The following is a 19,497-nucleotide window of genomic DNA, read 5'->3' as shown; positions in this document are numbered from 1 at the left end:
AATTTAAATATAGTCGATTGCCCTGGTCTTTTTCACAATATGGTTACAAAAAAACCGCAATCAAATGATTGCGGTTTTTAATATCACGCAAAAACTACCACCCAGGATTCTGCCCTAACGAGGGAGACTTTTGGATCTCTGAGTTTAAAATAGGAAATAAGTAATGAGTTGGAGCAGTAAAAACTCTACTTTCAACAAAGAAACGTTCCATCTTATAACGTTTATCACCAATTTGGATTTTACCATTTACATCTTCAACGGCTCTCATGCCATTAATCATATTCTGAAGTTTCGGATAAGCTGTATTACTATTCTTCCAGTAATTTATACTTCTCTCGTTATTTGTACTACCTGATGCAGTAAAGTTCTGATATTTAGTTTTCTCCACCGAACTACTAGGTTCTAGATACAGGCGACTATCAAAAGCTCTCTTATTCTCATAAAAGAATTCGACCCTTCGTTCACGATAAATGTACTCACGCATCAAATTTTTATCAGCAAGTGTTGTCAAAGGCATGGGCGCCATAAAAGACCTCGCTCTTACCTGATTAATTAAATCATAGATCTCTTGCGTCGGTCCATCAACTTCATTAACTGCCTCTGCATAAATGTAAATAAAGTCTGGTAAGCGCCATACTGGAGGGGCACTGATGATAACACTTCCATTCTTATTCCAAGCTTCCTGCAAAAATTTCCTCAGATAATATCCAGTACGTGTTGCATTATTAGCGCCAATCTGATCTGCTCCGCTCGCAATATTTGTCTGGGATGGATTATTGTTTCCGCCGCGGAATGCTGCACCATGAAATATAATGTCTCGATAAAAACGTGGATCCCTTTTTACTGAAACGTAAGGATTCCCGTCATCATACCCATCTTGTTTAGCCTTGGCACTATAAATCGGATAACCAAAACCATCTGGTGACAGGTATTCATACTCATCGACTTGCTCCTGAACAGGCATCTGACGAGCTCCACCGCCTCTACTTGGCGGATATACATCACCAAACCACCCCTCTCCCTTATAGCGCGTAAAAAACAAAACATACTCATTTTTGAACGCCTCCATATCATAAAACATCTGCCAGAGACGTGTATAAACTGTTGAGTTGCTCGTGTTTTGCCCCCCGCTATCTCCAAAATCGGTATTTGAATATTTCTGATACAGGCTATAACGTTTTCCACCTGCAACCTTACTTTCAAGAACTGCCTTAGCAGCCTCTTTAGCTTTCACCCAACGCTGAGGATCATATGTAGCGTATTCGGACTCGAACTTACGCGTCCCATTATAACCTTTTGCAGCAGATCCATTCCAAAGTGGTGTAGCGGCCATCCACCGTGCTTCTGCAATTAATCCAAGACATGCACCTTTATCGATACGTCCAAAATTTTGACCCTCCCATTTTTCCGGAACAGCATTATATGCTGTTGTTGCATCAGCAACAATTTTGTCAATAACTTTATGAACTGACTCACGTTCAAAGTTCATGTTTTCAGTGGCCGTAATTACATGGTCTATGTAGGGAATCTCACCATATATACGAACAGCCATTAAATGAAAGTAAGCTCTAAGAAAGTAAACCTCACCAACGCGCATTGGAAGTGAGCCTGGCTCCAGGATATCGTCTGGTGTACTGTACTTTTTTATTCCTTCCAAAATGACATTGGTTCTACGGATACCGTCAAACATACTACTCCAAAATTGCCCGTTATCTCCCGGAAGCTCATTGATATTCCAATCACCGGTATTATATCTATTCGTAATATTTCCTTCTACTGTAGAACCTTCGGCCTCATCGGTTATTGCAGCACTCGAAAAATGATAGAACCACGAAATAGGTTGATTGACACCTTTCGCTTTAGCATACACATCCGTAACAAGCTGATTTACTTTCTCATAACGAGTAAAAACTTCATCTTCCCGGATTTGATCGTCGGGTAATTTATCCAAATATTTGTTGCAACTTGCGATCACAATCAGAACCACACCTGCTATAAAAAAAAGTATTCTTTTCATCTTCAATACATTCATAAGATTAGAAATTAAGATTTATTCCAAAGTTGTAGACTTTGAGAATCGGGTACCAATAACCGCTTGTATTTCCCATCTCAGGATCTATACTTAAATCCTTTAAACCTGACCAGGTAAATAGGTTCATCCCTTGCGCATAAACGCGTAATTGGTTCAAACCAATTTTTTTAATAAGATCTTTCGGCAAATTATAACCAATCTCTATATTTTTGAGTCTTAAATATTTAGCATCATATAAAAACAAACTACTGTTGCTATTTTTATTATTTTCGGAATTGCCAATATGTAGAGCGGGGTAAGTTGCAGTTTCGGCCGTTTCCGGAGTCCAACGTCCCATATGAATTGGTCGAACGGAGCCAAGTTTATCTTGATCAAAAGTCGGGAAATCCCATACAGCCGCATCTTTCAATAAAATTGAAGAATTTAACGCTCCTTGAAACAAAAGACTAAAATCAAAACCCTTGTATTGCAGCGATATTGGTAAACCAAATTGAATCTCCGGACTTCTAGGATTTCCCATCACTGTGCGATCCCCTAAATCTGTAATTTTACCGTCACCGTTCAAATCCTTATATACGACATCGCCTGGTCCTACTGTTCCCCAAGGTTGAAAATTATTCTGATTTAATTTGTCCGCCTCGGCTTGATCTCTAACAAAGTGATCGAAAACATAGACAAAATTTTCGTAAAGTCGTTTGCCCGTTGCTTGTCTGTATTCATATTGTCGTGGTACCTCTTGTCGAAAGATCAACTTATTTCTGGAAAAGGTGAAATTAGGTTTTAGAGAAAATCTGAAATTATCGCCAATCATGTCTGAATAACTCATCTCTATATCAATACCACGGTTGCGGACCTTTCCAATATTGATCAGCGGAGAGCCTTTACCAACTACGCCAGGAAAACCAATGTCATCCGCCCCCAGTTCAGTAATAATATCATAACGATAATCTTCAAAAACATCAATGCTAAAGTTCATCTTATTCTTTAAAAAGCCCATATCGAGACCGATATTGGTTTTTCTAGATTTCTCCCATGTTATATTTTCGTTTGCCAGGCGTCCTTCACGAAGCCCACTTAGTCCATTGTTAAAATTCTGTTCCCCAAAACTATAACCATCTCCTCCCTGAAAAAATGCGAGATAGCCGAATCGAGCGTCACCTGGCATTTTATCATTGCCCACAAGTCCCATCGAGGCTCTCAGCTTCAAAAAGCTCAGCCAGTCTTTGGTATTAGACATAAATTTCTCTTTGCTAACCACCCATCCTAATGCTCCAGCAGGGAAAAATCCATAACGTTTTCCCTCTATAAAATTTTCAGATCCATTGTAACCAAAGTTAAATTCCGCTAAATATTTTTCTAGATAATTATAAGTAAACTGCCCTGTCATACCTTGATAACGAATATCAACACTGGCCCTTGAATTTGTCGCATCATAGACAGACTGGCTTGAGCGATTGAAAAGCAGCATCCCAGTTACATTGTGCTTATCGTTAAATAAACGATTGTAATTTATTTTTCCTTGAATGAAAGTTCTATTAAAAGGACTACTTTGTGTAAATGAATTTCCAACGGTTTGATCTACCGTATATTTGTTCCCATTTCTGTAAGTACCCTCATAGTATTGCGGATTCATAAAAAGATCGATACCATCTGTAGGCTGAAAAGTTGCATAATTGGGATATACCCTATATCCTTCACTATAGGTACCCAGCTCGCGTCGGACCCATTGTTGCTCTCTAGCATCATAGGAAAATATTCCGTCAACAGAAAGTCCCTTGGTAATAAAATCCATATTCCAGCCGGCAGCAAAACTCCCTTCCAAATAGGTATTTTTTTCTGTATGATATCCTGATCTAGTCAACTCTCCAAGAACATTAAAGCGGTAAATTTGATTACCAAACAACAATCCCGAAGGGTTATTCAGCAGATACCCTTGTGTTGAAGGTTGACTATTGGGTTCTAGAACGATGGGTAAATACGGAGGTTGTGTCATTGCAAGGGTCATCAATCTACTTGCGGAAGTTCCAGGTGAAGTTCGATTGGTAATACGAGCACCTAAATTGAGTTTTACCCACAAGTTTTTTGTAATGTTGACATCAATATTGGACCTAAAATTATAGCGCTGAAATTTAGGAGAAACATTATATTTAGATAAATCAACATGGTCATAGTTATTATCTTGCCCCATATAGCCGCCCATCACAAAATATTTCGCGATATCATTGCCCCCACGAATCGATAGATTGTATTCGTGTTGAGGTGCAGTCCTAAAAATATAGTCGAAATAGTCCCAATTATAGCCTAGCCCGTCCGAATTATCGCCCTTTGCCCTTCGAAATCTGTCTATAGCATCCTGACTAAACAATTTCAAGTTATCGGTATTTCCACCTGATAGCTTGGCATCATTCGTTAAAGCTTCATTGTAGAGAGTCGCGTAATCTGCAGATCCCAAAAGCTTCGGCAATTGTGCCGGCGTATTTAATCCATAAGACGCTTTGAAGTCTACGGTTGCTTTATCGGCGGATTGTCCTCGTTTTGTGGTAACAACGATAACCCCATTCGCTCCACGAATTCCGTAAGGTGCCGTAGCTGCTGCATCCTTCAAAATGGAAACAGTCTCAATTTCGTCTGGAGCCAAATAACTCATATCGCGTTCAATTCCATCCACAATTACAATAGGGGACTGATTACCATAAGTTGATTTACCACGAATAAACAATTCCGAACGATCTACTCCTGGCTCCCCTCCAGCATATTGGTTGACGACCAGCCCTGGTAATCTTCCCGCGAGCATGTTATTAATATTTGCTGCTGGGCTTTGTACAAGATCCTTAGTCGTAATCGTTGCTACGGCACCAACTACATTTCTTTTCTTCTGAGTTGTATATCCAACAACCACAACATCCTCTAGTGCTTTTACATCTTCTACTAGGCTAACCTGTAGCGTTGACCTTCCACCCGCAACAATTTGTTGAGGCTGAAAACCAATATATGAGAAGGTCAATACTGCATCCTTATAGGGAATTTCGATTCGATATCGGCCTGATGCATCTGTTTTCGTTGATTTGCCACTCGCCTTAACCACAATGGTGACACCTTGCAAAACTTTCCCTGTCGAACTGTTCAAAACTGTTCCCTCTACAATAATACTCTCTTGTCGGAAACTGAAATGGCTAGACGCAGCTTTCAATTCGGTCCACAAATTGAACGTGCTACACACCGAAAGCGTAAAAAATAGTGGAATTACCTTTCTTTTCATAAATAATAATTAATGATTGGTTTACTAATACAACAATTGGTCGTCAATCGATTACTTCTTTGAAATGACTACACCTCCAAAGAGAGCAACCTTAAGCTGATAAACTAATTCGTTTTAGTAAAATTAAAAAGAAAGAAAAGAGAAAGTTGTTAATCGATTGTTAATGACAATTATTGAAATCTACCTCTAAAATAAATCCCACTTTGTAAACAGTTTTAATAGCAACATTACGCGACCTTTTCAGCATTTTTCTAATCTTGCATATAAAAACATCGAGACTTCGCCCCAAAAAATAATCATTATCTCCCCAAAGAGCGAGTAAAATCTCTTCTCTTTTCAAAACAACATTCGGTTTGTTTGCTAAGAATGTCCAAAGTTCGAATTCACGTGGTGATACTACCTGCCGAGAGCTATCATTAAACTCTATTGCAAGTAAATTACGATTAAGTTTAATATCGCCAATATTGAGTTGCAATTGACAAAAAGCATTTTGCTTAACCATATAATTTTGAAGTTTCAGAGACAATTCTTCAACATCAAACGGCTTTGTTATATAATCATTGCCCCCAAGACGCAGACCTTTTAATCGATCTGTTTTAGACAGCCTTGCTGTAAGAAAAAGCACAAACTGGTTTTTATTTAACTGAGAAATATATTCAACCAATTGAAACCCGTCCCATTTAGGAAGTTGTATATCTACAATAAGGATATCATATTTATTAGTCTTATAATAACATATTCCCTCCTCAGCAGACATTGCATGACTAACATCAAATCCGAAATTTGATAGATAATCTATGAGCATTGTCGCCAAATCAAGATCGTCTTCAATCAGCAATATATGTCCATATTTTGGTATCATCTATTTTATTATTGGTATCGAAATAGAAAATGATGTTCCTGGTTGAGTATCTGATTTAACGTCGATCTTCCATCGATGAATCCGTATAACTTCCTTTACGAAAAAAAGCCCCAGGCCTAGCCCATTTGTGGAAGCTTCTTGTTTACCCCGATATCCCTTCGCGAAAATATACGGCAACTGGTTATTTGGAATACCTATTCCATTATCTTGGACAGTCATCATCACCGTATCTCTTGAGCCTATGCTAAAACGAATATGAATACGCTTTATTGGCTCTTTATTATACTTCAGTCCGTTATCGACCAAATTGTTTACCGCAGTAACAAACATAAATGGGTTGACGAGCACCTTAACTTCTTTAACGTTTTGATCCACCAAAATTTGAATTGCCGTACTTTCTGATACTAAAATCCCTAGGTCCTGTTCTAATTGAACCATAAGTTCTTCCAAAAAGTGTTCTTCTAGAATCACCTCTTCCTGATTAAACACACTCAAATCAATAGCCTTATTAACTAATCGATCCAAACGGTTTATCTGACGCATCAGGGTATCCAAAGTTGTCGACATTTTTAACTTATCATCTATCGAAACTTTTACCGCCAAATTAGTTAAACCAATTCGTATGGTTGTTAATGGTGTGTTGAACTCATGTGTGACATTGTTAATAAAGTCGGAAGCCATTTCCGCCATTCTTTTTTGCTTTATCCAACTACTGTAGGTCATCAAATACAACCAAACAATACCAATTATACAACAACCCGACAGTAATAATAAGGGGAAAATGGATCTTAATACAGAAAAATTTGTATCAATATTTCCAACGTACAACGTAAAAGCCACACGATTTGACATCTTACTATTTGCAGTTATTGCAATCGACGATACTAGATTGTCTTTGTCAATAAACCGAAATTCCCCTCCAATAGGAATATGCTGATCTATTCCAAAGTCCATAATTGGTATAAATGTCTTCGCATCAAAAGTCACCGAAACATCTTTCAACACAATTGCATAACCAAAGCCTTCACCCAAATTGACTTCGGATCTGATGATCTGAAATAGACTGTCCATTGCTGGATGATTTCGGAGCTTCAATATCAAGGTCTTCGCGATACTATCTTTCAGATTATCGAAAGCATTTCTATCATCTTGATAATAAGTTTTCAGACGAACCAAATGAGGCATTAAGGTTGAATCGATAAGTTTTTGTCCGCCCGGAAATATCTTATCGTTCGAAATATGCTTATTGTAAACAACCTTAATTTCCTGTTTTTCTTTTTGAAATAGTTCACCTCTTTTAATCTCATATGATCGTGCAATCATGAGATATTGTAATATCAAAAACAATATTAAGCAACAGCAAGCTATCCATTTATATACGCCTGATCGCCTCATCTTTATTAACAGACTACTATTTGCTCGGTTTACTGCTCATCTCGAAGATTAATTCACCACCATTTATAATGCTGCTATACGGTAATAGAAAATCAGCCAATTTCCGCCCATTCAAAGACACGGATTTAACGTAAACATTCTTTTCAGACTGGTTACGGGCAACTATAGAAAGACTGCGTCCATTTTCAAGATTAACCTTTGCCGATTTTACCAAAGGACTGCCAATCCAATAATTATCTTCCCCAGGTGCCACCGGATAGAAGCCTAATGCAGTAAATAAATACCAAGCAGACATTTGTCCACAGTCATCATTTCCCCCTAAGCCCGCATGACCATTATGATACTGATTCCGTATGATTTGTCTGACGCGAGCCTGAGTTTTCCAGGGGCTCTTCGTAATATTGTACAAGTATGCCACATGATGGGAAGGTTCATTTCCGTGCACGTAATTTCCGATAATGCCATCCCGGGTAATATCCTCCGTATGTTCAAAATATTTATCCGGTAATTCCATGGTAAACAGTGAATCCAAATAAGACGCTAAACGTTGTTTACCTCCCATTAATGCCATCATTTCAGTAGGTTGATGCGGTACATACAGACTGTAATTCCATGAATTACCTTCAATAAACCCTTGTCCATGTGTATCCAAAACATCAAATTTCTCCTGAAATTTACCAGCCGAATTCTTTGGACGCATAAATCCAATAGCGGAATCATAGAGTGATTTCCAACTTTCAGCCCTTTTGGAAAAGGTCCTGTAAATATCCTCTTTTCCCAATTTTTTCGCTAATTGCGCTATACACCAATCGTCATACGCATATTCCAATGTATTAGAAACAGATGTTCCCGATACATCTGCCGGAACATATCCCTTATCTATATATGCCCCAATCCCCTCATACTGGCGTGTATTTGCTGTTTGTACACAAGCCGCTAAAGCAGCCTCAGCATCACCTTTGTAAACACCTTTGAGGATAGCATCTACAATAACCGATACGGAATGATAGCCACTCATGCACCAGTTATCATTTGCATAATGCGACCAGATCGGCAACATTTTTAATACACTCTGGTCATAATGAGCCATCATGGATGCGACAATATCTGCATTGCGAGATGGGTTTATTAGATTCAAAAGCGGATGAAAGGCCCTAAATGTATCCCACAAAGAAAATGAGGTATAATTCGTAAAGCCTTCGGCACGGTGTACTTCCTGATCCAACCCTTTATATTCACCATTGGTATCCATATACACCGTCGGCATTAGGCTTGCGTGGTACATCGCGGTATAGAAATTGACAAGATCTTCCTTGTTCAACATCTCAGCTTCTATTTTATGCAGCTCCTTCTCCCAGGCGTTTTGCCCTTGCTTAACGTAGCCGTCAAAATTCCAGTCCGGAGCCTCAGCCTCCATATTGGCCAATGCATTCTTCATGCTAACTGGACTTAAAGCCACTTTCAGAAGGATAGCTTCTTGCGCTTTTGTATCAAAATCCAAGTGAAGCTTAATATTGTGCGCTGCGAGATCAGGGAAATTATTTTGTTGATCAAACTTACGCCAGAAACCATTATACACAGATTTTCCATCTTCATATTTGGCGCCGTAATTCTTAAAAGCCTTTGAAGTCTTTATCGCAAAGTATACGGTGCGGGTTCTTGACCAACCGTTCGTTTGACGGTAGCCTACCAGCGTAGAATCGTTCAGTACTTTAACAACGGTCCAAACATTTTTCCCTTCGTAATTATAGATCCCAGCGGTTAAATCAACAATTAGATGTGAGGCATCTGACTCATTGAACGTATACCGATGTATACCCACACGTGTTGTCGTCGTTAACTCGGCTTTAATCTGATGTTTATCCAGTAAAACACTATAATAGTTGGCCTCAGCCCGTTCATTGGCATGCGAATATGGCGATCGATAACCATCTTGTGGTCGATCAGCTGTACCCGGGTTTAATTGGACTTTTCCTTGTGTCGGCATGATCTGTATATCTCCAAGATCGGAGTGACCTGTGCCACTAAAATGCGTATGACTAAAGCCGACAATCGTTGGATCATCGTATTGATAACCAGCACAATATTTATAAACATCACCGTTATACCGCCCATTGACAGCATACGATAATGTATCCGTATCCGGGCTTAATTGTACGGCGCCAAAAGGAACCGTTGCCCCAGGAAAGGTATGCCCCATCCGAGCAGTACCAATAAGCGGTTTCACGTATTGGACTAAGTTAGTTTCTTGCGCCTTTATTAAAAATGGGATACCAATTAATCCCCAAAAGACCAAACTTTTTATATTCATGACTTATGAATTATACTTTAGGATTTTTACTGTAATCCGCCCATAGCTCATCGATAGTCTTTCCCGTCTCCACTTTCCAAAAAGCATCGCTATAGCTTTTACCACGCATAGCGGCATCCAATTTTTTAACAAAATCCTTTTTTACATGCGTGTTAATCCAGTAGAGGAACCGGGCAGTAACACGATAAGAATCTGTGTATTTCTGTTTGTCGCTATATTCAGGTAACTTCCAATTGGCACTAGCATTATCTATTCCATCATCAAATCGGACGAAATCTGCTATCCCTTCCGTTATCCACCACGGACCAGCTCCATCAGGGTATGCCTGGACAATATGCATTACCTCATGGGTGACCACATCAATATCGCCCGGATTTTTGGCAAACCAAGCTGGGCTGTAACGGACAATCCCGCCCGCTGTCGCTGCCACACCTTTATAGTCCGGATCAATCACGAAAGACACCTTTTTTATGGTCTTTTTATTATATTTCTTGGCCAGTTTAGGATAGTTCGTAAAATAAGCCGCAATTAATCGCTCTTTCAAAGACGCACTAAAGTCTTTGTCTTTATTTATCCAAATCAGGGTGTATCCTCCTTTACTGATACTATCAACATCCACAGCCACCTTCCGGTCGTTTTCTGTATGTTTCCAGTTGTCCTGCGCGAAAAGTGAACAAGAGTATGCCAAGCCAAATACGGTAACAACTACTTTTAAGTTTTTAGAGTTTATCATAACCTAATGATTATTTCTTTTTGTTCGATTTCAACTTGATATTTGTTTGCAAATCCGTTGTCATTGAATAAGGCGCAGAATTTCTGGACGATCCCCTTGTATAATTGGGTTTTGCCGCCATGTCAAAATTAAGTATACCACCTTCATGCAATGCTTTGTGACTTAACCAGTTTTTACCATAATCCTTACCGTTAATTTGCAATGTGTTTACATATACATTTTCAGCTGAGTTCTTTGGTGCATCAATAGTCAATGTCTTACCATTTTCAAATGTTAAGGTCGCTTTTTTAAATAATGGAGCTCCGAGCACATATTCATCCGTCGCCGGACAAACAGGATAGAATCCAAGCGCTGAAAAAACATACCAAGCGGACGTCTGACCATTATCTTCATCTCCACAATAACCATCAGGTGTAGGTTTATACATTCGATCCATCACTTGACGCACCCAATACTGTGTTTTCCAAGGTTGGCCAGCGTAGTTGTATAAATATGGCATATGTTGAATCGGTTGATTACCATGAGCATACTGTCCCATATTTGCTACCTGCATTTCACGAATTTCATGGATAATACCGCCATAATAACTATCGTCGAAATCTGGAGACTGAACAAACACCGAATCCAACATGCTCACAAAAGTCTTCTCTCCGCCCATTAAATCGATCAGTCCCTGAACATCATGAAAAACGCTCCACGAATAATGCCAGCTATTTCCTTCAGTGAAAGCATCTCCCCATTTCAACGGATTGAACGGAACCTGGAATTTTCCGTCTTTATTTTTTCCACGCATAAGATTGGTCGATGGATCAAATAAATTTTTGTAATTCTGTGCACGCTTAGCATACAAATCAATTTCAGCTTTCGGACGGTTCAAAGCTTTTGCCAATTGGTAAATGGTGAAATCATCATACGCATATTCCAATGTACGTGCAGCATTTTCATTGATTTTAACATCATATGGCACATAACCCAAACTATTGTAATATTCAACGCCTTTTCTTCCAACAGCACTCATTGGTCCTTCGTTATTAGCACCGTGTTGTAAAGCTTCGTATAACTTATTGATATCATAACCGCGTAATCCCTTCATATATGCATCCGAAACGACCGATGCAGAGTTATTTCCTACCATGATATCAGCATATCCCGGACTGCTCCATTCAGGAAGGAAGCCTCCTTCTAAATACGCGTTAAGTAAACCTTCCTGCATCTCCTTATTAATGGAAGGATACATAAAGTTTAAGAACGGATACAATGCTCTAAAAGTATCCCAAAAGCCTGTTCCTCCGAACAAATAACCAGGAAGTGTTTTTCCATTATAGGGGCTGTAATGAACAGCCTTTCCTTGCGCATCAATTTCATATAATTTGTTCGGGAAAAATAAGGTCCGATACATCGTCGAATAGAATGTACGCAGTTGATCAATATCGTCCCCTTCTACTTTAATTTTTCCTAAAGTTGAATTCCAGATCTGACGTCCGTCTTCTTTAATCTGATCAAACGACTTATTACCCAACTCATTTAAGTTTAATAAGGCTTGTTCGGCACTGATAAAGGAAGACGCAACCTTTACCTGTACAGGTTTCGTTTTGTCCTTTACCTTAAACCCGACGATTGCACCTGTGTGATCACCTTTGATCTGAAGCTGCCCATCCTTTTTTTCTTTGCCTTCCCAAGTAGCAACACTTGCAAAAGGTTGATCAAACACCAAAACAAAATAATTCTTGAAATTCGCAGGCAGCGGACCGCGTGCGTACTTCGAAGAATAGCCAATTATCATATTTTTTTCTGGAATAATCTGAACCTCAGACCCTTTTTCATAAGCATCCAAAACGATATAAGCGTCATCTGTTTTATTGAACGAGATCCTAAACATGGCTGCGCGTTCTGTTGGTGTCATCTCTGCAGTCACATCGTGATCTGCTAGATAAACCGAATAATAATACGGTTTTACAATCTCAGCTTTATGCGAAAACCAGCTTGCACGCTCGTCTTGATCAAATACAGGCTTTCCTGTCACGGGCATGATAGAAAAGACACCGTAATCATTCATCCAGGGAGATGGCTGGTGAGTCTGTTTTAAACCACGAATCTTATCTGCGGTATATTGATACTGCCATCCGTCGCCATTTTTCCCTGTTTGTGGTGTCCACATATTCATGCCCCAAGGCCGCGCAATCGAGGGATAGGTGTTACCATTAGACAACTCAAATTTGGATTCGGTACCCATTAATGGATTAACAAGATCGACAGCTTCTAGCTGCTGCCCTCTAAATTTCTGAGCCAAAACCGGTTTTGCGTAAAACAAACCCAAAGACAATAACGACCCTAGAAAAACACTTAAAGATTTCTTCATTATTTAGGATATATAAAATATTTCTACTAAAACGTATTAGTAAAGATATAAAAAAGAATATTAAATCAAAATAAAGTCCTAGAATTGGACAAACACGTCTTATGATTTTTACAATTCAATTTCTATATATCCATTTGTTGTCCCTTTTTATCGCTTGATCAATTTGGTCGAAATGACATATTCTTTTGGTATGGATATCCCCTGGTCTATTTCCTTTAACAAAACCTTCACACAAGTTTTAGCCAGAGGTTCCAATGGTTGTTGAATACAGGAAATTTTAGGAATCAAAATATCAAATAATTCATGGTCATCAAAAGAAAACATCGGAAAATTATAGCTATTCTCAGGCGCTGACCGCAATACCTTCAATCCGAGAATACAAAGATAATTTGTGGTAAAAAATAGACCATCTAAGCCTACCTGCTTAGCAGCCCAATTTTTCAACATACGTGAACCTTTCTGCTTCAGGTGCTGATAAGGTAATTGCAGTATGCGAGGTTCCATTCCATATGTGTCACAAAACGCCAAATAAGCACGCTTACGTGCCAGCATTTGTGGTTGATCCGAATCGATGGTTACCAGCCCAAAATTTCTACAACCAATAGATTTCAAATAGTCACATGCATTCTTCCCACTAACTTCATTGTCAATATGTACATAATGGGTTTCCACTGTTGGAGAATTTCTATCAAAAACTACCAACGGAACCTTATGTTCCAATATTTTGCGCTGATATTCTTCCAGATCTACTGTCGGAGCCAAAATAATACCCTCCACTTTCTTTTCCAACATCGAATCGATGATATCGCGCGCATTTTGCGGATCTCCAAGCGTACTACTGTAGAGGACATGATAATTTTTCTTTCGGAACAATTCCTCTACATACAATGCAAATGGACCAAAAAAAGAATCCCCAATATTCTCTACAATTAGACCAATAGTATTTGACCGCCCCGTTGCTAAACTCTTCGCGAGCGCATTGGGCTTATAGCCAACTTTTTCAACGTATGCAAGTACGCGGTTTTCCAATTCCTTGCTAATGCGGGCTCGCTCGGCTTTGTGATTAATGACTAATGAAACAGTTGATTTAGACACATTGAGTTCCTGTGCTATTTCTTTAATTGATTTGGCCATAAGAGCATTTTCATAAAATTAGGGTGAAATTAGAAAATAAATATGAACATATCGGAGATTACAATTGATAGCACACAATAAATTATTACACAATCGTATGCGTAGACAGCAAAAAAAATTAGATTGACAATGCATACAATCCGACTTCTATGGTGACCTTTCTGTTATTGAAGCTTTAAATATAAATGTCCCATTTCAATCCGACGTTCTCTACTGATTTTCTCTAAGTGCTAGCGTTATGAGAGTCAATTTTTATTCTATTTACCGAATCGTTTTGATGGCTAGTAATTTAAAAGAACTTAAATCTTTGCGTCCATTAATTTGTTTTCAATTATTTTTGATTTATCTAATTTAATTTTGATCACGAATGCATTTTTATTTTTCAAACTCTTTGGCAAAGTTATATCGAAATAAATATTCTTATCTCTATCAAAACCGATATTCGTTTTTTTCAAAAGCAAATCACGCTTATCATTTAGCAAAGAAGCCGATGCCGGCGTCAAGTTTGCACTTTTTGGAAAGACAAGCCTTAAGATATTGTTTATCGGTTTATTAATTACTGTTAGGAATAGCGAGTTAGCATCAGTTTTGCTTATTGTATAGTATCCGTATTTACTCTCCAGCGGAAAGTGATTGACTTCATATATAGCTTCGGCATTCACTTTAGTCCATTTTCCAAAATCTGTTATCAGTTCATTCTCATATTTGCTCATGTTTCCATTTTCGTCCGGACCAAAATTGAGAACGAAATTACCATTCATAGAACGAGATCTCATTAATAAATCGATAACATCATCTGTCGTTTTTAAATACATCCCATCAGTATTTTTTATATATCCCCATCCATTGGGAGGGATCGTCATAACACAGTCCCAATCGTTACCACCAAGTATGTCGATACTAGCTGGCATTTTTCTTTCCCATCCCTGCTCATAATCCCCTAATAAGACACCATTTGAATCAAAGTGACGGCTTTCATACTCATCGTTTCGAAAACGAGATCCAATTATTAAGTTTGGATTATTATTTCTCAACTCTTTTTCTAAATTATAAGTAAACTCGTAGGAATTTATCCAAGACGGATCCCAGGTACCATCAAACCAAAAACCTTTTATTTGTGGGTAATTTGCCTGCAATTCCAATAACTGGTTCCTTGTGTATTTCAAAAATCGGTCAAATCTAGCTTTCTCATCGGCAGTTTTCGGTATTTCTTTGACATAATCCTTGTTATTCCATTCCTCTACGGAAAAATATAAATAGACATCTATACCTTGCTCAGAATAGGCATCTACGACTTGCTTGACAATGTCTTTTTTGTATGGACTATTGGCAATAGTATAATCAGAATATTTAGAAGGCCACAAGCAAAAGCCATCATGGTGCTTTGTCGTAAAAATCACATATTTGGCGCCCATTTCCTTCGCTCGTTTCGCCCATTTCTTCGCATCAAAATTTTTCGGATTGAATTGTTTATATAGGTTATCGTAGATATCTATCCAATTTTTTGGAGTCGTTGGCCCTCCCCAAGAGCGTATCCATTCAGAAGCAGCAGCACCTTGCCTAGCACTAACGCCATTCCACTCATTCCCCGGTATCGCATACAATCCCCAGTGGATAAATTGCCCCAGCCCATAGTTTCGAAAGGCTGCCATCGCGGGGTCCATCCTATTCGATTTAGTAATAGCTCCAAATTTTACTTCAATTGGTACAACTGGTTTCTCTCTTTTATCTGTCCATTGCCCCTTAACAATTCCTTGTTGAAATAAAAAAGCAGACATCAAAATAATTATAGACTTGTTTTTTTTCATCGTTTAAAATTTATTTAAATAATACTAGTGCAACTAACAATATGGTCTAATATGGGTATTCAGCGTACAAAATAAATTCTCTTGAAAAAAATCATCCTTGTGATTCAACTATTCCAACGAACTAAAGTGAAATAGATAATCTTATAACGAAGATTAAAACGACTGTAACAATACTGACATTACGCAATTAGAGTAAGTCTTCTATTCACGTGTTTTTCCATTTGTTTGGAATCATACTCAAACAAATAGCTTGCATTTAAGATATCTACAAGCTTATTTCTAATAAATACATGCAATAAGCCTGCTTTGATAAAATGATCTGTATTCATATTGCGATCAGACGTATAGCCCAATAATTTGATCGTTGGAAATCGTTCAGACACGTCTTTAATCAGCTCAACTTCCGCCAATCTAAACCTATCAAGGTCCATAAGACATATTTCTGGCAAAATGAGATTATTTGTTAGATTATTCAGAAGTTCGATACCACTACTACTTGTAAAATGGGGCTCAAATAAGCCCATTTTACGGCACAGCATTGTTATCATTATTTGTTGGAATATACTTCCACTGACAACAGATATCTTTTTTTTATAATACATCATTTTAAAAAAGAGCACATATAATATATGTGCTCAATCACACTAAACTAAACCAAATAATACTTATCCTTATAGGCCCACGCTTTGTGGAGAAGAACCTAACTTTTCTATAATATCTCCTGTCTTATCCTGCTTATACTGCAACATTTCATCCATACGAGCGACAAGATTAGTCTGATCTGAACGCAGTATAACATAGGGTACTATTTTTCTCAATGCGTCTAATGTAAACATCCATTGCGAACGGCCAGTAATACCTTCCCGATAATAAGGAACAGGAATAAATCCTTTGCCAAACTTAACCTCAACCTTTTCTGTTGAATTATCATTACTCTCTCTAAAACTGAAATAGACCAATCCTTCATTTGGCCCAACAGATACGGATTGTTTACCTCTTTTAAGATCAATATATTGTTTAACTGGTCCGATAGTATTGCCCAAGGCATTAGCGATTGCAAGCCGCGCTGTTGCCTTACCCGTATTAACGTCAATATGTAGTGTGCTACCCGCTGCAACATAAAAGCCTGTCATCTGCAAATCTCGTTGATAACTTGCAGACTGCATTGCCTCTGTTCTAGTAGTCTTGGCGGAGTATGTACTAAAAATTTGTACTGAATCTACTATCGCTAACGGCTCCGCTCCTGAGTCTTCCAATAATATATAGGCCCACGCACTCTTTCTACTGCAGGAAATGCATGATGTCACAAAAAGAAACATAAGGAGGAATAAAACGAACCTTCTCATAATTTATCGAATTAGTTTATCAATTATATTCTTTAATTGTATTCGGTTACTACTGACCTAGTATCACTCCCTTTGATATACAGATCGATACAGATATTCTGTTGATAAAATTGGTCAGATTTATAATTTAAATCAATATAGTGCTAAATTGAAAAGTACAAAAACAATTGTTAAGCTCAATCGATTGCACAATCAACGAAAAGCATTTCGTTTCTTAACCAAGGTGACAATATGGAAACAAATAACATTTGTAGTTCAAAATCAACGCCCAGTGTGCACGCCTCGATTCAATAGCAACAGATCACTGATATCTAACGAATTAAAGTCGTTTAAAGTAATAATCTGTTGTTTTTTAACAAACGGATCAAACAATGTTACATTAGCCCAATCAATTGCAATCACAACTGTAAAACCCGTAAAACACAAATCTCCTCTTCGAAATACCCCTATAAACGGAAGGTCCACTTCGGCATATTTATTAGCACCTGCTACTCTTGTACTATCAATACCATACCCAAACAGGATATCCCTAATCGTTTGTACAGATTGCCAATCTTGATATGTCGCTATCAATGCTGACAAATCAATCTTACGATATGTTATATCATAAAAGTCTAATATAAACTTACATGATCCCTCTAAATCAAGCCTATTGCCTCTTCTTATCTTTTTAAAGAATTTCACTTTTTACATATTAAAGCATCATTTTGTAGGAAGTACGTTCGCAGAGATCGGAGAAACAATTACAATCGCACCAAAAAAAACACTACTGTCAAATATAAGGAGTAATAGCGCTAGGCCAGATGGCCGATAAGTAATCAAACGTTTGCTTGTTTAACGAATACGTTTTCAAAGAATTATATCTCTTCAGAGTCAAAAACAATACCGCCTAATCTAAATCAATCATTCTTAAGTCTTAATCGTTTTCGTTCTTTACACAATCGATTGCATATTAAATCGATGATATATTTTCCCTAATTCTTGTATAGATTTAATAGGAGAACAACATATGGGTTCATATTTAATCTGTGGTACCAAAAGCATCTTCATAAAGTTTTAATAACCAGTTTTCACACTATTTTGCGCTCAAAAGGCCATCACTGGATAAAAGATAGAACAAAATAACTAATATAAACAACCGATTATGAAAAGGATCACTATAAAGGATATCGCAAAAACTTTGGGATATTCAATTGGCACTGTTTCAAAAGCACTGGCAGATAGCCATGAAATCAGCGAAGTTACTAAAGTTGAAATACAAAAATTTGCCGATGAAAATGGCTATCAATACAACCAATATGCTAAATTACTCCGAACCGGAAAAACAAATATCATTGGCATGATTGTGCCGAAAATTGGTAATTCATTTTTCTCCCAGATTTTGGAAGGAATAGAAGAAAAAATGTCAAAAACGGCCTACAACCTAATCATTATGCAAAGCTATGATGATCCGGTCCGTGAATTAAATCTCTTAGAAACGCTATTTAGAAAAGGAGCTGACGCTATTATAATTGCCCCAACAGGCAATTGCATTTCACTTGATTATCTTAGAAAATTAAAAAAAGATGATATTCCAGTTGTTTTAATAGATAGAATAAATTATGCCATCAACACCCATAAAATTGGCATCGATAACTTTAGAGCTGTCTATCAAGGCATATCCCATTTGATCAGTATTGGACGCATGGATATCCTTTTTATTTCAAGTATGGCCAAAGGAGTTGTGGAAGAGCGACGACGTGGTTATCTCCAGTGTTTAAACGATTCTGGTATCCAAATAAATCATGAAAACCTTCTATCGATTGATGTGGAGAAAAATGGTGAAAATAGTCGTGAAGAACTGATCAAATATTTTGCACAAAGGATTCAGAAAAACACACTTCCGAACGCTATATTTACGGCCTCTGATCAACTATCCTATCAGGTTTTAGAAGTATTGCATACGTTGAATATTGAGGTACCTAAAAGCATAGCACTCTTAGGTTTTGCTAACTTCACATTTTCCAATCTCTTTAGACCGCCCTTATCCTGTATCGTCCAACCTTCAAAAGAAATGGGTTCTGAAGCATTTGCTCTAATTGAAGAAATTTTAGATAAACCTGACGGGCAAAAAAGCTCTTCATTTGAAGACATTAAATTACCTGTGAAAATGGAAATACGCCATTCTACCAACTAAGTTGTTGAGAAACCGTATCTAATAGACCGCATTTGTTAAAAATCCCCGAAGCGTATAGCTTCTGGGGATTTATCTATATTTT

General features: G+C 37.9%; 13 protein-coding genes. 1 reads left to right on the top strand and 12 read right to left on the bottom strand.

All coding sequences use genetic code 11. The annotated features are described in order from the left end of the window. Positions 1-94: 94 nt before the first annotated feature. From ACLCDV_RS01705 to ACLCDV_RS01650, 12 genes are all read right to left on the bottom strand, one after another. Positions 95-2,017, bottom strand: a complete 1,923-nt coding sequence (locus ACLCDV_RS01705; RefSeq protein WP_317668682.1) for a RagB/SusD family nutrient uptake outer membrane protein — start codon at positions 2,015-2,017, stop codon at positions 95-97. A 19-nt stretch (positions 2,018-2,036) separates the two neighbouring features. Beyond that, on the bottom strand, positions 2,037-5,291 hold the full coding sequence (locus ACLCDV_RS01700; RefSeq protein ID WP_317668683.1) for a TonB-dependent receptor: 3,255 nt from the start codon (positions 5,289-5,291) through the stop codon (positions 2,037-2,039). Between the two features lie 160 nt (positions 5,292-5,451). Further along, positions 5,452-6,153 carry a response regulator transcription factor gene (locus ACLCDV_RS01695; protein WP_317668684.1) on the bottom strand — a complete coding sequence of 234 codons (702 nt, stop codon included), beginning with the start codon at positions 6,151-6,153 and terminating at the stop codon, positions 5,452-5,454. Next, positions 6,154-7,476, bottom strand: a complete 1,323-nt coding sequence (locus ACLCDV_RS01690; protein WP_317668685.1) for a HAMP domain-containing sensor histidine kinase — start codon at positions 7,474-7,476, stop codon at positions 6,154-6,156. Positions 7,477-7,564: 88 nt separating this feature from the next. Next, positions 7,565-9,859 carry a GH92 family glycosyl hydrolase gene (locus tag ACLCDV_RS01685; RefSeq protein WP_317668686.1) on the bottom strand — a complete coding sequence of 765 codons (2,295 nt, stop codon included), beginning with the start codon at positions 9,857-9,859 and terminating at the stop codon, positions 7,565-7,567. Positions 9,860-9,869: 10 nt separating this feature from the next. After that, complete coding sequence (locus ACLCDV_RS01680; protein ID WP_411972791.1) at positions 9,870-10,592, bottom strand: basic secretory protein-like protein; 723 nt, start codon at positions 10,590-10,592, stop codon at positions 9,870-9,872. Between the two features lie 10 nt (positions 10,593-10,602). Further along, the gene (locus ACLCDV_RS01675; RefSeq protein WP_411972790.1) at positions 10,603-12,951 is read right to left on the bottom strand and encodes a GH92 family glycosyl hydrolase; all 2,349 of its coding nucleotides are present in this window, start codon (positions 12,949-12,951) and stop codon (positions 10,603-10,605) included. Positions 12,952-13,098: 147 nt separating this feature from the next. Then, positions 13,099-14,085 (bottom strand): LacI family DNA-binding transcriptional regulator, encoded by a 987-nt coding sequence (locus ACLCDV_RS01670; protein ID WP_088159969.1) that lies wholly within the window; start codon positions 14,083-14,085, stop codon positions 13,099-13,101. Positions 14,086-14,384: 299 nt separating this feature from the next. Next, positions 14,385-15,893 carry an alpha-L-fucosidase gene (locus tag ACLCDV_RS01665; protein ID WP_317668690.1) on the bottom strand — a complete coding sequence of 503 codons (1,509 nt, stop codon included), beginning with the start codon at positions 15,891-15,893 and terminating at the stop codon, positions 14,385-14,387. Between the two features lie 179 nt (positions 15,894-16,072). Further along, positions 16,073-16,324, bottom strand: coding sequence for a hypothetical protein (locus ACLCDV_RS01660; RefSeq protein WP_411972789.1), 252 nt, complete (start codon positions 16,322-16,324; stop codon positions 16,073-16,075). A 240-nt stretch (positions 16,325-16,564) separates the two neighbouring features. Beyond that, positions 16,565-17,239: a hypothetical protein gene (locus tag ACLCDV_RS01655; RefSeq protein WP_411972788.1), complete on the bottom strand. Its 675-nt coding sequence runs from the start codon at positions 17,237-17,239 to the stop codon at positions 16,565-16,567. A 261-nt stretch (positions 17,240-17,500) separates the two neighbouring features. Further along, positions 17,501-17,923 carry a hypothetical protein gene (locus ACLCDV_RS01650; protein ID WP_317668693.1) on the bottom strand — a complete coding sequence of 141 codons (423 nt, stop codon included), beginning with the start codon at positions 17,921-17,923 and terminating at the stop codon, positions 17,501-17,503. Between the two features lie 460 nt (positions 17,924-18,383). Between ACLCDV_RS01650 and ACLCDV_RS01645 the strand changes: the two genes are divergently transcribed. Then, the gene (locus ACLCDV_RS01645; protein ID WP_411972787.1) at positions 18,384-19,415 is read left to right on the top strand and encodes a LacI family DNA-binding transcriptional regulator; all 1,032 of its coding nucleotides are present in this window, start codon (positions 18,384-18,386) and stop codon (positions 19,413-19,415) included. Positions 19,416-19,497 lie beyond the last annotated feature (82 nt).

Origin of the sequence: Sphingobacterium sp. Lzh-3 (assembly GCF_046764375.1) — a bacterium.
GTDB lineage: Bacteria > Bacteroidota > Bacteroidia > Sphingobacteriales > Sphingobacteriaceae > Sphingobacterium.
This window is presented reverse-complemented; position numbering and strand designations above follow the sequence as displayed.

Coding starts and splice junctions, on each gene's coding strand:
- ACLCDV_RS01695 (WP_317668684.1), bottom strand. CDS start 6,153: ATGATACCAAAATATGGACATATATTGCTGATTGAAGACGATCTTGAT.
- ACLCDV_RS01675 (WP_411972790.1), bottom strand. CDS start 12,951: ATGAAGAAATCTTTAAGTGTTTTTCTAGGGTCGTTATTGTCTTTGGGT.
- ACLCDV_RS01660 (WP_411972789.1), bottom strand. CDS start 16,324: ATGGACCTTGATAGGTTTAGATTGGCGGAAGTTGAGCTGATTAAAGAC.
- ACLCDV_RS01690 (WP_317668685.1), bottom strand. CDS start 7,476: ATGATTGCACGATCATATGAGATTAAAAGAGGTGAACTATTTCAAAAA.
- ACLCDV_RS01680 (WP_411972791.1), bottom strand. CDS start 10,592: ATGATAAACTCTAAAAACTTAAAAGTAGTTGTTACCGTATTTGGCTTG.
- ACLCDV_RS01700 (WP_317668683.1), bottom strand. CDS start 5,291: ATGAAAAGAAAGGTAATTCCACTATTTTTTACGCTTTCGGTGTGTAGC.
- ACLCDV_RS01655 (WP_411972788.1), bottom strand. CDS start 17,239: ATGAGAAGGTTCGTTTTATTCCTCCTTATGTTTCTTTTTGTGACATCA.
- ACLCDV_RS01705 (WP_317668682.1), bottom strand. CDS start 2,017: ATGAAAAGAATACTTTTTTTTATAGCAGGTGTGGTTCTGATTGTGATC.
- ACLCDV_RS01665 (WP_317668690.1), bottom strand. CDS start 15,893: ATGAAAAAAAACAAGTCTATAATTATTTTGATGTCTGCTTTTTTATTT.
- ACLCDV_RS01645 (WP_411972787.1), top strand. CDS start 18,384: ATGAAAAGGATCACTATAAAGGATATCGCAAAAACTTTGGGATATTCA.
- ACLCDV_RS01670 (WP_088159969.1), bottom strand. CDS start 14,085: ATGGCCAAATCAATTAAAGAAATAGCACAGGAACTCAATGTGTCTAAA.
- ACLCDV_RS01685 (WP_317668686.1), bottom strand. CDS start 9,859: ATGAATATAAAAAGTTTGGTCTTTTGGGGATTAATTGGTATCCCATTT.